Raw genomic sequence first — 14,063 nt, forward strand, 5'->3', positions numbered from 1 at the left:
CCATTGACCCCATGGAAATCGGTTTCTAAAGTGGGGTCGACTCCTCACGGTGCCAGAGACCTGCCGGACCTGCCTCTGCCGAAGGGAAACCGCCGCATGCCCGCGGGCCTGATCCGCAATCCCGTACTTCCCGGCTTCCACCCGGACCCGAGCATCGTCCGTGTCTGCGACACCTATTACGTGGTCAACTCCACGTTCGAGTGGCTGCCGGGTGTCCCCGTCCACCGCTCCACCGACCTCGCGCACTGGGAGCCCGCCGGCCACATCCTCGACCGGCCCGACCTCGTGGACCTGCGGGGCGTCGCGGACTCGGCGGGCGTGTGGGCCCCGTCGCTCTCCCACCACGACGGCCTGTTCTGGCTCGCGTACAGCATCGTGCGCACCACCGGGAACCCGTTCAAGGACGTCGACAACTACCTGATCACCGCGCCCTCGATCGAGGGCCCGTGGTCGGCGCCGGTCTTCCTCAACTCGTCGGGCTTCGACCCGTCGCTCTTCCATGACGAGGACGGCAGGACCTGGCTGCTCAACATCCAGTGGGACGCACGCGAGGGGCGCCCGTCGTTCGCGGGCATCCTGCTCCAGGAGTACGACCGCGAGCAGCGACGGCTGACCGGGCGGCCCCGCACGATCCTCACCCACGAGGACCTGGTCGAGGGCCCGAACCTGTACCGGCGCGAGGGCTGGTACTACCTGATGCTCGCGCACGGGGGGACCGGCTGGAACCACGGCATCCTCATGGCCAGGTCCCGATCGCTCGCCGGACCGTACGAACTCGCCCCGGGCGGCGACCTGATGACGACCCGTCACACCTGGAAGGCGCCGCTGCTCAAGGCCGGTCACGGCGAGCTCGTCCGGACACCCGAGGGGGAGTGGTACATCGCCCACCTCGCCTCACGACCCGTGGACACCAAGGGCGGGCCGCGCTCGGTCCTCGGCCGGGAGACCTGCGTCGAGCAGATCGTGTGGACGGACGACGGCTGGCCGGGACTGGCGCACGGCGGTACGGAACCCCGGGTCACGGTGCCGGGCCCGCCCTCGGCCGCCACCGCCGCAGCCGTCGTCGCACCCGAGCGGGACGACTTCGACGCAACGACCCTGGACGCCTCCTGGTGCACCCTCCGGGTGCCCGCCGACCCGTCATGGCTGAGCCTCACCGACCGGCCCGGGCAGCTGCGCCTCAGCGGCCGCCAGAGTCTGCACTCGCGCTTCGAGCAGAGCCTGGTCGCCCGGCGCCTGCGCTCGGTGCGGTGCGAGGCGGCCACCGTCGTGGACTTCCGCCCCGATCACTTCACCCAGGCCGCCGGGCTCATCTGCTGGTACGACACCAGCACGTACTTCTACCTGCGCGTCACCCACGAGGAGACCCGCGGCCGGATCCTCGGCCTCGTCGAGAACGACGCCGGCACCTACCGCGAACAGCCGGCCACCGAGACCGACGTCGACGACTGGCCCGCGATCCACCTCCGCGCCCGCTTCGACGAGGCGGACCTGCGCCTGTCGGCCTCGCCCGACGGCCTTGACTGGCGGGACGTCGGCCCCGTCCTGGACGCGAGCAGGCTCTCCGACGACTACGGGGACGCGCTCCGCTTCACCGGCGCGTTCGTCGGCCTGTGCGCCCAGGACCTGGGCGGGACGCGCAAGCCGGCGTTCTTCGATCACTTCGAACTCAGGGACAGGTGACGGGCCGCGACGAACGGGTGTGCTCGTAGCCACCGGCCGTACCTCGTCTCGTACTCGACAGAGACTCTCGCCCTCGACAGAGACCGATTTCTCTCTTGGCTGCCTTCGCAGCCTTCGCGGTCCTGCGCAGCCCTCGCAGTCCTCTCAGCCTCTCAGCCCCTCTCATGTCCCTTCTCGTCATCCCACCGGAGGCCCCTCAGTGTCCGACCGTCCGAAGGCATTGCTCGCCATGAGCGCCGAGACGCTGGCCGCCGTCTATCCGCCCGATCTCCTGGACCGACTGGGGCGCACCGTGGACGTCGACCCGGCACTGCTCGTCCGCGACTTCACCGGCCCACGGGTTCGCGCCGCCCTCGCGGAGACGGAGATCCTCCTCACGGGCTGGGGCAGCCCGATTGTCGACGCCGGCGTCCTCGACGCAGCACCCCGGCTCAGGGCCGTGCTGCACGCCGCCGGTTCCGTGAAGGGGATCATGGCCCCAGGATGGTGGGACCGCGGCCTGGTCGTCTCCTCGTCCGCCGACGCCAACGCCCTGCCCGTCGCGGAGTACACCCTCGGCGTGATCCTTCTGGCGGGCAAGGACGTGATCGCGGCGCGCGAGCGCTACCGGGCCCGCCGCGGCTTCACCCTCGCCGAGATCCAGCCGGACATCGGCAACTTCGGACGCAGGATCGGCATCGTGGGCGCCTCCCGCATCGGCCGCCGGGTCATCGAGCTGCTGCGGCCGTTCGACTTCGAGGTCCTGCTCGCCGATCCGTACGTCGACGAGGCACAGGCCTCGGGGCTCGGTGTCCGTCTGGTGTCCCTCGACGCGCTGCTGCGGGCATCCGACATCGTGAGCCTGCACGCTCCGGCGACCTTCGAGACGGACCGACTCATCGGACGGGCCGAGCTCGCGGCGATGCGCGACGGAACCGTGCTGATCAACACGGCGCGCGGCAGCCTCGTCGATCACGACGCGCTCATCGCGGAACTGCGGACGGACCGGCTGGCGGCGGTCCTCGACGTCACGGAGCCCGAGCCACTGCCGAGCGACTCGCCGCTGTTCGACCTGCCCGGCGCGTTTCTGACCCCTCATCTGGCCGGCTCGCACGGCAACGAAGTACGGCGTCTCGGCCTGTATGCCATCGCCGAGCTGGAGCGACTGGTGTCGGGTGTCCCACTGCTGCACCGTGTCGACCCCTCCGTCCTCGAACGGGCGGCGTGAGCAGGCCCGTTCGCGCACGCTGCCGATTCCCCGCACCGAAGGCTTCTCGATGATCGACAACTGGGGCCATGAAGCCCTGACCCTCCACTTCGCCCACGGCCCCGACGCCCCGCCCCGCCTGCTCGGCCTCAACACCGCCTCGGCCGGGGCGGCGGCACTGCCGTTGGTGGAGATCGAAGTCACCGGCCACGGCCGCAGTGGCACCTCCGGCAAGCGGCACGTCGACTCCCTGGCTTCCCGACGACTGCGGTACGAGAGTCATGAGGCGGGGGAGGACCTGCTCACCGTACGGATGAGGGACCAGGCGACGGATCTGCGGGTCGCCGCCCACTACCGCCTGACCCCGGGCCTGCCGGTCGTGACCGCCTGGGCCGAGGTGACGGCCGGGGCGCGCGAGGTACGGATCGAGCAGGTCACGTCGTTCGTCCTGGCCGGCGTCGCCGGAGCGCTCGGCGCTGCCGGGCGGTGGGAGAACGACGTTCTGCTGTGGTCCGGCGACAACCCGTGGAGCGGCGAGTACCGCTGGAAGGGAGTGCCGCTCGGCGAGGCGGGCCTTGTCGACGTGGGCATGACCCGCTTCGGGCAGACCGGCTCGAAGAACCGGGCCGCGCTGACCAGTTCGGGTGCCTGGCCCTCCTCCGAGAAGCTGCCGATGGGCTGGCTGGAGGGCCCGGCCGGGGTGCTGGCCTGGCAGATCGAGCACAACGGTTCCTGGCACGCCGAAGTCGCCGACCGCTTCGACGAGTTGTACCTGCTCCTGTCCGGGCCCGGGCAGCGCGAGCACCAGTGGTCCGTGCTGCTCGCCCCGGGAGACACGTTCACCACCGTCGCGGCGACGGTCGCGGTGGCCGACGAGCGGGAGGGGGCCCTGGCCGCTCTCACCGGACACCGGCGTGCGCGGCGGCGACCGCACCCGGACAGCACCGAACTCCCCGTCGTCTTCAACGACTTCATGAACTGTCTGATGGGCGACCCCACGACGGACAAGCTGCTGCCGCTGGTCCGGGCGGCGGCGACGGCGGGTGCGGAGTACTTCTGCGTCGACGCCGGCTGGTTCGACGACGAACGGGGCCCCGACGGCGTGGGAGGCGTGCCCGGCTGGTGGGACGCCATCGGCGAGTGGCGCCCGGCCGCGAGCCGTTTCCCCGGCGGTCTCGCCGAGGTCACCGACGCCGTGAAGGCAGCGGGGATGATCCCCGGGCTGTGGCTGGAGCCCGAAGTCGTCGGCGTGCGCAGCCCGATCGCCAGGATGCTGCCGGACGAAGCGTTCTTCCGGCGCGACGGTGTCCGGATCACCGAGTGGGGGCGGCACCAGCTCGACCTGATGCATCCCGCTGCTCTCGCCCACCTCGACGAGACGGTCGACCGGCTCGTCAGGGAGTACGGCATCGGCTACTTCAAGTTCGACCACAACATCGACATAGGCGTCGGCACCGACGCCGCTCCCCACGGGCCCGGCCACGGCCTGTTGGCCCACAACCGGGCCACTCTGGCCTGGCTGGAGTCCGTGATGGAGCGTCACCCCGGCCTGGTGGTCGAGGGATGCGCGGCCGGTGGGATGCGCGTCGACCACGCCACGCTGGCCCGGGTGCCCGTCCAGTCGCTCACCGACCAGCAGGACGAGCGGCTGATCGCGGCGGTCGCCGCAGCCGCACCGGCGGCGGTGCCCCCGGAGCAGGGCGCTGTGTGGGCATACCCGCAGCCGGGCATGACGGACGCGGAGATCGGGTTCTCGATGGTCTCGGCACTGCTGGGCCGGGTCCATCTCAGCGGCCGGATCGACCTGCTGGACGACCGGCAGATCGGCCTGGTGTCCGCTGCGCTCGACGTCTACAAGACCTATCGGCGCGAGTTGGCCCGCGCGGTGCCGAGCTGGCCGCTCGGACTGCCCGGCTGGCGCGACGACTGGCTCGCACTCGCCCTGACCACGGACGAGGCGACGCTCATGGCCGTCTGGCGGCGCGGTGGTCCAGGGGATTGCCTGATCCCCATGCCCGAAAGGCAGCCCGAAGGGCAGACCGAAGGGCAGACCGAAAGACAGCCCGAAAGACAGCCCGAAGGGCAGCCCGAAAGACAGGCGGAGGGCATCCACTGTCTGTACGCGTCCGTGCCCGTGCGCCTCGATCCGACTCCCGAGGGGCTGCGGGTGGGGCTCGCCCATCCGGTCTCCGCGGTGATCGTGCGGATCCCCCGCCCGTCGCCTCCACTATCGTGAGCGTCACCGCAGGCACAGTGGTGGAACAGGCCGAGGGGACAGGGGCACAGTGAGCAGCAGCACGGGGGGCGGGTCCACGGCGGACGCCTCGACCGTCAGGGATGTCGCCCGGCTGGCCGGCGTCTCACCGGCGACCGTCTCCCGGGTCATCGGCGGCACCTATCCGGTGGCGAAGACCACCCGGGCGAAGGTCCTCAAGGCCATGCGGGAGCTGGACTACGTCGTCAACGCCCATGCCCGGGTGCTCGGCGGGGCCAGCAACAAGACGGTGGCCTTCGTGGTCAACGACGTGACCGGTGCGTTCTACGCGCACATCGCGCGCGGTGTGGAGGAGCAGGCGTCGGCCGAGGGCAGGCTCTGCATGCTCTGCACGACCCACGGAGACCCGCAGCGGGTGATCGCCGTCGTCGAGACGATGCGGGAGCAGCGGGCCGACGCCGTGATCGTGGTGGGCGGGGCCCTGGAAGACCGGGCCTACCAGGAGCGGATGACCCATTTCGCGACCGCGCTCGACCGTGCGGGCTCCCGTCTCGTCCTGGTGGGAAGGCCACCCCTGGGGGAGGGCGTGCCGGCCACCGTCGTGGAGTACGACAACGAGGGCGGCGCCTTCGCCATGACGACGCACCTGCTCACCTCGGGGCACCGGCGGGTGGCCTATCTCGGCGCCGTGCCGGGTCTTTCCACCAGCACGGAGCGGGTGGCCGGCTTCCGGCGTGCGCACGAGATGCTCGGGGTGGAACCCGATCCGGGACTGATGGTGCCGGGGGAGTTCACGCGGTCGTTCGGCTATCGCGCTGCGAAGGAACTCCTCGCCGCGAAAGCCAAGTTCACTGCTGTCTTCGCGGGGACCGACATGGTCGCCGCGGGCGTGATCCAGGCATTCCGCGAGGCGGGAGTGCGCGTACCGGAGGACGTGTCGGTCGCGGGCTACGACGACATCCCCTTCGCCATGGACATCTATCCCGCACTGACGACCGTCGCCGTGCCGCTCGAGGAGATGGGGCGCGACGCCGTGCGACTCGCCCTGCACCGCGACGAGTTGGCCGGGCGTCAGCACAAGGTCTTCGGTACCCACGTGGTCATCAGGGACTCCGTCCGCGCCCCCGGGGCTGCCCGTAAGCGGCCGTCGAGGGCATAGCCGACGGACCCGCACACGCTCCGATACCGGTCTTCATCGCTCCAGCGGGGTCTGGATGGAGACCGATTTCTGAATCAGGCCGTCCGAGATCTCGACCGAAGGTCACAAGAACCGACGTAATCAAACTTTTCCCGTGCAGACACCTTGCCCGGCTCGCGACGTGGCCCTAGCTTCCGTAGAGACCGATTTCTACGCCGAGTTCGGGCACGCGCCCCCAAGCTGCGAGTGAACGGTCCACCCTCCCTTTGCCGCTCTCATTCCAGGAGCCCGCATGCGTACGCGTCACCGCAGAATGGCCGCCGTGGCCTCCACCGTCACTCTGTCCGTCATCCTCGCGGGCTGCGGCTCCGACGGCGAGGGCAAGGCCGACGGTCCCGTCACCATCGAGTGGTGGAGCTGGGACGAGGCAAAGACGATCCAGCCGGTCGTCGACAAGTTCAACTCCACCCACGACGACGTCAAGATCAAGCTGGTCAAGCAGACCGACAGCGTCGGCGCCGGGCAGAACGTGCGCAACGTGGTCGCCTCGGGCAAGGGCGTGCCCTGCCTGGTCAAGAACTTCGGTGAGGTGCCGGGCCTGGCAGGCGAGGGTCTGCTCACCGACATCACCAAGGAACTGGAGCCCCACCTCAAGGAGTTCAACCCGGTCGCGCCGCCGTCGGTCCGGGCGGGTGGCGCGTACTACGCCATCCCGACCGGCTTCAACCCGACCTTCTTCATGATCAACCGCAAGGTGTACGACCAGTACGGCGTTGCCGTCCCGAAGACCTGGGACGACGTCATCACCGCCGGAAAGAAGCTGAAGCAGCACGGTGTCCAGATCATGAACCTCGCCGGGGAGGATCCGTCCACCCTGGTCAACCTCGTCCAGCAGGCCGGAGGCACCTGGTACAAGGAGCAGGGCGACACCTGGAAGGTCGACTTCCTCTCGCCCGAGTCCCTCAAAGCCGCCGACGTCGTCCAGCAGCTCGTCGACAACGGCCTCGTCGCCAACCAGACGTACCAGGACCGTCCCGCGCTGATCAAATACTTCGACTCCGGCAAGATGGTCTCGCTGCCCACCCAGACCTGGCAGTTGGCCAACTACGAGATCAACAACAAGAAGTCCCTGGGGGACTGGCAGCCCGTCGACCTGCCGCAGTTCGCCGGGGCCGACTTCACCACCCCGGCCCACCTCGCCAACGCCGGCCTGCTCGTGCCCAAGGGCTGCGCCCACGTCAAGGAGGCCGTCGAGGCCGGCGTGTGGATGAAGACCGACAAGGAAGCGATCAACGCGACCTATCGGAAGGACACCAAGCAGTACGAGTGGCCGGGCGCGGTCAAGGACGTCACCCCCTGGGTGGACTCGGTGGTGCCGGAGAAGCTCTTCGGCCCGCACAAGTCCGAGGCCCGCGGCGTCATCCTCAAGGCGTTCGAGCACGCCAAGGACTCCTGGACCGTCGGCCCCAACTACACCGGCGTCTTCGCCGAACTCCAGGACCAGTGGGCCAAGATCGTCACCAAGAAGATCACGGTCAAGGCCGCACTCCAGCACATGCAGGAGTTCACGGTCCGGGATCTGAAGTCGAAGAACATCAACGTCGAGGGCTGATCGATGAGCGCCTCCACCCGCCCGTCGGCCGAGGCCCCGCGTCTCGGCCGGCAGCGCATGATGGCCCTCAAGGGGGCTTCCTTCACCGTCCCGTTCTTCCTCGGGTTCACCCTGTTCACCGTCGTACCGATGGTGTTGGCACTCAAGGAGAGCTTGTACGCGGAAATGGGCTCGGGGCTCGGATTCGGGGCCAAGACGGTCGAGTTCGTCGGTGTGGACAACTTCCTCGACGGGTTCGGTGACGGCAGGTTCTGGTCCTCGATGCTGCGCGTCGGCCTCTTCGCCGTGATCAGCATCCCCCTCATCCAGTTCCTCAGCGTCGGACTCGCCCTCCTCCTCGACGCCGCGTCGCAGAAGCTGGCCGACCGCTTCCGGCTGCCGCTCCTCGTGCCGTACATGATCCCCGGGATCGTCGCCACGCTGATCTGGATCTACCTCTACAGCCCGACCGTCGGCCCCCTCACCGGGTTCTTCGGCCTCTTCGGCATCGACGCGAACTTCTACGGCAGCAGCCTGCTCTGGGTGTCGATCGGCAATCTGATGGCCTGGAGCGGCATCGGCTTCAACATGCTGATCGTGTACGCCGCGCTGCGCTCGGTCGATCCCGACGTCTACCAGGCGGCCCGTATCGACGGTGCCTCCGAGTGGCGTATCGCATGGTCGATCAAGGTGCCGTTGGTACGCCGCTCACTCGTGCTGACCACGGTGCTCTCCATCATCGGGACGCTGCAGATCTTCAGCGACACGATGCTGTTCAAGTCGATGACGCCACAGACGATCACGCGCGACTTCACACCGATCATGGCGATCTACGACTGGGCCTTCCAACAGGGCAACTTCAATTACGCGGCCGCCCTGTCGATCATCCTCGCCCTGGTAGTCGGCACCGCCTCGGCCCTCTTCTACCGGTTCACGAACAAGGCGCCCACATCATGACCGCAACTCTCGACGGGCCCCCGTCGGCAACCCCGCCCGCCCCGGCCAAGCGACCGCGCGTCACGCCGCGTACGGATGGCCAGGTGCGGCACAGCCGACGGACGAAGTCCCTGGTCGTCGGCGGCCTGGTCTTCTTCACCGTCTACTCGCTGGCCCCGATCTGGTGGCTCATCGTCTCCGCCACCAAGAGCCAGAGCGACCTCTACACCACCAACGGCCTCTGGTTCGCGGACATGCACCTGGGGGACAACCTCAAGGGACTCTTCACCTATCAGGACGGCATCTTCCTCAAGTGGATGTGGAACACCGTCTTCTACGGTGTGGTCTCCACGCTCGGCATGACCCTGATCTGCGTCGCCTGCGGCTACGGCCTCGCCATGTACCGCTTCCGGGGCCAGAGCGTCCTCATGGGCTGCATCATCGGCTCGTTCCTCGTCCCGCACGCGCTGCTCACCATCCCGTCCTTCCTCCTCTACACCGACCTGCAGATCGTCGACACACCGTGGGCGATCATCGTGCCGGGCTTCTTCAACGCCTTCTCGGTCTACCTGGCGAAGGTGTACGCCGAGGGAGCGATCCCCGCCGAACTCCTGGAAGCCGCCCGCATCGACGGCGCCGGCGAGTACCGGATCTTCTTCCAGATCGGCGCCCGGCTGATGTCCACGGGCGCGGCGACCATCTTCCTGCTCGGGTTCGTCGGCTCCTGGAACTCGTTCTTCGGCCCACTGGTGTTCCTGCGTACGCCGGAGAAGTGGACGGTAATGGTCGGCCTCTACTCGTGGCTCAAGATCAAGGTCGACTCCTCCGTCGACCTCACCGGCATGGTCGTGGTCGGTTCGATGATCTCGCTCATCCCGATGGTGCTCCTGATGATCTCCATGCAGCGCTACTGGCGTACGGGAGTCACGCTCGGCAGCCTCAAGTGACCTAGGGCGTGTCTTCAAACTCCCGTCTGCCTCACGACGCCTGGCACGCACTCTCGCCGCACCGGGCGCAGACCCAAGTACATCCAGTACGAGGGTCGGCACCCGGCACGCCGAGAGCACGCACCAGACGCCGCGCGGCCGCCCTGCGGGCGACGACGGGAGTTTGAAGACACGCCCTAGGCGCGTGCCGGCACGGGGTTCCTGATCGCCACCGGAACCTGTCATCTGAATTCCCCGGTCAAGGAAGAAGGTGCTCTCAAGGTGCTCACCCTGAATCCGACTCCCGTCGCCGCGGACGCCCGCGTCCGAAGACTCGGCGCGTTCGGCGCGGTGCTCCTGCTCGTCACCGCACTCCTCCTCGCGGTGCCCCGAACCGCCGGCGCGCAGGAGTCCGGCACATGTGCCGTGACGTTCCAATCCACGGTCAGCGCACAGAAGTTCGTCCACCCCGGCGTCGGCCTGACCGAGCCGATCCTTCAGAACGCCCGCCGGCAGATCGCCGCGGGCGCCGAACCCTGGACGTCGTCCTTCCGCGCGATGCAGAAGTCGTCAGCGGCCGGAACGGGGGTGACATCGTCGAACCGGAGCAGCGCCGACCCGACCAAGCCCGCGTCCGACGCGTTCAACAGCCAGGGATTCAACGGCCGTTTCATCGCCGACGGTCTCAAGTCCTATACGCAGGCGCTCCTTTACGTGCTCACCGGTGAGGAGGTCTACCGCAAGAACGCCCTGGACATCATCCGTATCTGGGAGCAGATGGACCCGGCCAAGTACGCGTACTTCACCGACGCGCACATCCACACCGGCATCCCCCTCAACCGCATGGTCTCCGCCGCGGAGCTGCTGCGCTACACCTCGTGCGCCGACGAGGCGTACCCCTGGACCGAGGCGGACACGCGGGCGTTCACCAGCAACCTCGTCGTCCCGGTCGTCAAGACCTTCCAGGACGACAACAACCACTTCATGAACCAGCACAGTTACCCGCTCATGGGGGCGATGGCCGGAGCCGTCTTCATGGACGACACCGCCCTCTATCAGCGCTCGGTCGAATGGTTCACGGTCAACGCCACAGCGAAGGACCAGGGCTTCAACGGCTCGGTCGCGCGGCTGTTCCGCTGGGTCGACACCGACGACGCCACCGGCAAACCGATCAAGAACCCGCACGTGCAGCACGCCGAGATGGGGCGCGACCAGGCGCACGGCGGGGGCGACCTCACCAATGCGGCGATCATCTCCCGCATCCTCATGGCGCAGCACACCAAGGTCGACCCCGTCGCGGGCACCGTCTCCGAGGCCTCGAACGCGGTCGGCCCCTACGAGTTCCTCGACAACCGGATCCTCGCCGCCGCCGACTACTTCTGGCGCTACATGCTCGGCCACGACACCCCGTGGACCCCGATGGCCTACGCCATCTCGCCCGACGGCACCATCCGAGACACCTACAACCACATCTCGTACAACTACCGAGGGCGCTACAACACCGCGAGCTTCTGGGACATTTACTACTACTACGCGTTCACCCGCGGCGAGGACGTCAAGAAGCTCGCGCCGTACTTCGCCGAGGCGTACGCCAAGCGCAACGGCCCCCTGTTCTCCTACAACGGCACCCTCAGCAACGCGTGGGACAACGTGGACGGCGGCGGCGACTCCTGGCTCTTCGCGCCCGCCTCCGCGGCCGGGCAGACCGTCCCGCCGCCGCAGGCGAGCCCGACGATCCTCGAGGTCGAGAACAAGTACACCGCTCTCTCCGGTGACGTCGAGCGGAGAACCGACGGTGACACCGGCTACGTGCGGATGCCGACCGCGGGCCGGGGCTCCGAGATCGCCTACCTCAGCGGCTCGACCAGCAAGCAGCTCCTCGCCTTCCGGGTCCGCACCGACGGTGAGGTCCGGCTGCGCCTCGACCGCCACGACGACCGCACGATCCTCGTGCCGGACACCGGCGGCGCATGGCGCTACGTCATGTACCCCCACTCCATGGGCGACATCCTCTTCATCCGGGCCACCGGCAGCGGCACGATCGACATCGACCACGTCAACACCAACGCCGCAGGTGAGCTGACACCCCCGAGCTTCGACGACACGTCCCCCCAGCGCATCGTCGCCTGGAGGGGCGCGACCGCCAACGCCGACCTGTCCGCGCACTACAACGGCTCGGGCACCCTCACCTACACAGCCCATGGACTGCCCGCCGGTGCAACCCTCAACTCGGCCACCGGCCAACTGACGTGGGGGCCCGACACGGCCGGTTCCACCGTCAGCACCGTGACCGTCTCCGACGGCACCACCGTGGCGAGCCACCCGGTCGAGCTCGCCGCCGCCCGCAACCGCACCGCCGCGCTCACACTCGCCCAGCAGGGTCACGACGCCGACGCCGCGTACGTCTCCCACACCGAGGCCGCCTACGACCAGGCGCTCACCGCTGCCGAGGCCGCGCGTGCCGAAGGAACGGACGACACGTACCTCACGGCGCTGGCCCGCCTCGTGACGGCGGTCGACGGTCTCGCCCTCCTCTCCCCGCGCACGGACGTGGACGGCAGCCTCGACTACCCCTCACTCGTGGCCTCCTCCACGGCCGGGGCCAACATCGGCAATCTCGTCGACGGCGACAACCAGTCGGGAACCGTGTACTCCCAGGCGGTCGACCTCTCCCACACCTTCGACTTCGGTCCCGGCTTCCGGGTCTCGGCGACCCGCTTCGGATTCCAGAGCAACATCTTCGCGGACCGGCTCGCGAACTCCGCCGTCTACGGCTCGAACGACGGCACGACATGGACCCGGCTCACCCCGGGCGTGACCAGCTTCACCCAGGACTTCAACACGCTCGACGTCGACCCCGCTCTGCGGGACGCCGCATTCCGCTACGTGAAGGTCCAGATGCTCGAACCCCTGCCCGACGTGCTCTACGGCATCGTCCGCAACGTGTTCGAGATGACCGAGTTCCACATCTACGGAGAACGGCACGAGACCTGACGCGCTTCTTGTTGAGGAGTGGTCCGAGGTCTACGCTCGCATGCACTTATTCGTGAACATCGTTCAGATATATGTCTGAATGGAGCCGTGTGATGCGTGCAAGACCTCGGATGCGCCTCGGCGCTCTCGTCGCGGCCGCGGCCGCTCTGGCAGCCGTCCTCGTACCGACCGCGGACGCCGCCGCCCGCGATTCCGCTCCCCGAACCGCCGTGCTCGACGGCAAGCGCCTTCAGCAGACCAAGGAGCGGATCGCCCATGGAGACCACCAACTCGAGCGCTCGGTAAGGAACTTGACGGCCCGCGCCGACGCCTGGCTCGACCAGGGCCCCTGGACCGTCGTCGACAAGCCGAAGCCCGCGCCCGGCGGCGACGTCCACGACTATCTGAGCCAGGCCCCCTACTGGTGGCCGTCCACCGCCCCTACCGCCGACAATCCGTGGGGCTGCCCGTACGTTCAGAAGGACGGACAGCGCAATCCAGAGGTCGACACCGGCACCGACCGGCAGGACGTCGAGAAGGTCTTCGACTCCACCTACGACCTCGCGCTCGCCTGGTACTACACGGGCAAACGGCGTTACGCGGAGAAGGCCGGACAGGTCCTGCGCACCTGGTTCCTCGACGCCGACACGAAGATGAACCCGAACCTGAACCACGCCCAGTTCATCCCGTGCAAGTACGACGGCCGCGCCATCGGCATCATCGACTTCTCGCAGTCGTACACGAGCGTCGTCGACGCGGTCGCACTCCTCGCGAACGGCGCCCCCGGCTGGTCGAAGGCCGACCGCGCGGGCATGGGCCAGTGGAACGAGGACTTCCTCGACTGGCTGGTGAACAGCGACTTCGGCAAGCAGGAGGGCGCCGCGGACAACAACCACGGCACGTTCTATGACATGCAGGTCGCCGCCCTCGCGTACGCGACCGGCGACACGGACCTCGCGCGCCGCACGGTCCTCGACGCCCGGGCCGGGCGCATCGACGCGCAGATCGCGGGCGACGGCACCCAGCCGCAGGAGCTCGCGCGCACCCGAAGCTGGCACTACTCGACCTTCGACCTGGTCGCGTACACGCGGCTCGCCGCCATCGGCAAGCACGTCGGCGTCGACCTGTGGGCGTACCGAGGTCCTGACGGGCAGAGCCTGTTCAAGGCCGTGGACTACCTGCTGCCCGCGGCGACGGGGCAGGCGGCCTGGCCGCATCCGGAGCTGGAGTTCAAGCGGTTCGCGGCGAGCGACGTCGTGCACGCGGCGGCCGACGCGGGCGACAAGGCCGCGCGCAGGGCGGTCGCGCAGCTGGAGACGCCGCCCGGCGGTGACCTGTGGGCGCTGCGGCCCGCGGCCGAGCAACTGGACTCGATCGCGGGGTGATACCGGATGCCGACAGGGGCGCCGGGTGTC

Annotated in this window: 9 protein-coding genes; all 9 read left to right on the forward strand. The window is 68.6% G+C overall.

The window, feature by feature from the left end; translation table 11 throughout:
• Nucleotides 1-96 precede the first annotated feature (96 nt).
• The 9 genes from ACIBUY_RS35075 (at nucleotide 97) to ACIBUY_RS35115 (ending at nucleotide 14,033) form a co-directional block, all read left to right on the forward strand.
• Nucleotides 97-1,683 (forward strand): glycoside hydrolase family 43 protein, encoded by a 1,587-nt coding sequence (locus tag ACIBUY_RS35075; RefSeq protein WP_399154801.1) that lies wholly within the window; start codon nucleotides 97-99, stop codon nucleotides 1,681-1,683.
• 199 nt (nucleotides 1,684-1,882) lie between these two features.
• Nucleotides 1,883-2,890, forward strand: coding sequence for a hydroxyacid dehydrogenase (locus ACIBUY_RS35080; protein ID WP_399154802.1), 1,008 nt, complete (start codon nucleotides 1,883-1,885; stop codon nucleotides 2,888-2,890).
• The gene (locus ACIBUY_RS35085) at nucleotides 2,856-5,105 is read left to right on the forward strand and encodes an alpha-galactosidase (RefSeq protein WP_399154803.1); all 2,250 of its coding nucleotides are present in this window, start codon (nucleotides 2,856-2,858) and stop codon (nucleotides 5,103-5,105) included. The genes ACIBUY_RS35080 and ACIBUY_RS35085 overlap by 35 nt, the downstream gene beginning before the upstream one ends.
• A gap of 49 nt (nucleotides 5,106-5,154) precedes the next feature.
• Complete coding sequence (locus ACIBUY_RS35090) at nucleotides 5,155-6,243, forward strand: LacI family DNA-binding transcriptional regulator (protein WP_365580556.1); 1,089 nt, start codon at nucleotides 5,155-5,157, stop codon at nucleotides 6,241-6,243.
• A gap of 271 nt (nucleotides 6,244-6,514) precedes the next feature.
• The gene (locus tag ACIBUY_RS35095) at nucleotides 6,515-7,834 is read left to right on the forward strand and encodes an ABC transporter substrate-binding protein (protein WP_399154804.1); all 1,320 of its coding nucleotides are present in this window, start codon (nucleotides 6,515-6,517) and stop codon (nucleotides 7,832-7,834) included.
• A gap of 3 nt (nucleotides 7,835-7,837) precedes the next feature.
• Entirely contained in the window at nucleotides 7,838-8,770 is a 933-nt protein-coding gene (locus ACIBUY_RS35100) for a carbohydrate ABC transporter permease (protein ID WP_399154805.1), read from the forward strand.
• Nucleotides 8,767-9,696 (forward strand): carbohydrate ABC transporter permease, encoded by a 930-nt coding sequence (locus ACIBUY_RS35105; protein ID WP_399154806.1) that lies wholly within the window; start codon nucleotides 8,767-8,769, stop codon nucleotides 9,694-9,696. The genes ACIBUY_RS35100 and ACIBUY_RS35105 overlap by 4 nt, the downstream gene beginning before the upstream one ends.
• 261 nt (nucleotides 9,697-9,957) lie before the next feature.
• A complete protein-coding gene (locus ACIBUY_RS35110) occupies nucleotides 9,958-12,669 on the forward strand; it encodes an Ig domain-containing protein (protein WP_399154807.1) in 2,712 nt (903 codons plus the stop codon).
• A 92-nt stretch (nucleotides 12,670-12,761) separates the two neighbouring features.
• A complete protein-coding gene (locus ACIBUY_RS35115; protein WP_365575381.1) occupies nucleotides 12,762-14,033 on the forward strand; it encodes an alginate lyase family protein in 1,272 nt (423 codons plus the stop codon).
• Nucleotides 14,034-14,063: the final 30 nt, after the last annotated feature.

The sequence above is a fragment of the Streptomyces sp. NPDC050085 genome (assembly GCF_044460595.1).
Classification (GTDB): domain Bacteria; phylum Actinomycetota; class Actinomycetes; order Streptomycetales; family Streptomycetaceae; genus Streptomyces.

What these genes read in the sequence shown, in the direction of transcription:
- ACIBUY_RS35075 (WP_399154801.1), top strand. Translation starts at nt 97, where the DNA reads ATGCCCGCGGGCCTGATCCGCAATCCCGTACTTCCCGGCTTCCACCCG.
- ACIBUY_RS35095 (WP_399154804.1), top strand. Translation starts at nt 6,515, where the DNA reads ATGCGTACGCGTCACCGCAGAATGGCCGCCGTGGCCTCCACCGTCACT.
- ACIBUY_RS35100 (WP_399154805.1), top strand. Translation starts at nt 7,838, where the DNA reads ATGAGCGCCTCCACCCGCCCGTCGGCCGAGGCCCCGCGTCTCGGCCGG.
- ACIBUY_RS35105 (WP_399154806.1), top strand. Translation starts at nt 8,767, where the DNA reads ATGACCGCAACTCTCGACGGGCCCCCGTCGGCAACCCCGCCCGCCCCG.
- ACIBUY_RS35115 (WP_365575381.1), top strand. Translation starts at nt 12,762, where the DNA reads ATGCGTGCAAGACCTCGGATGCGCCTCGGCGCTCTCGTCGCGGCCGCG.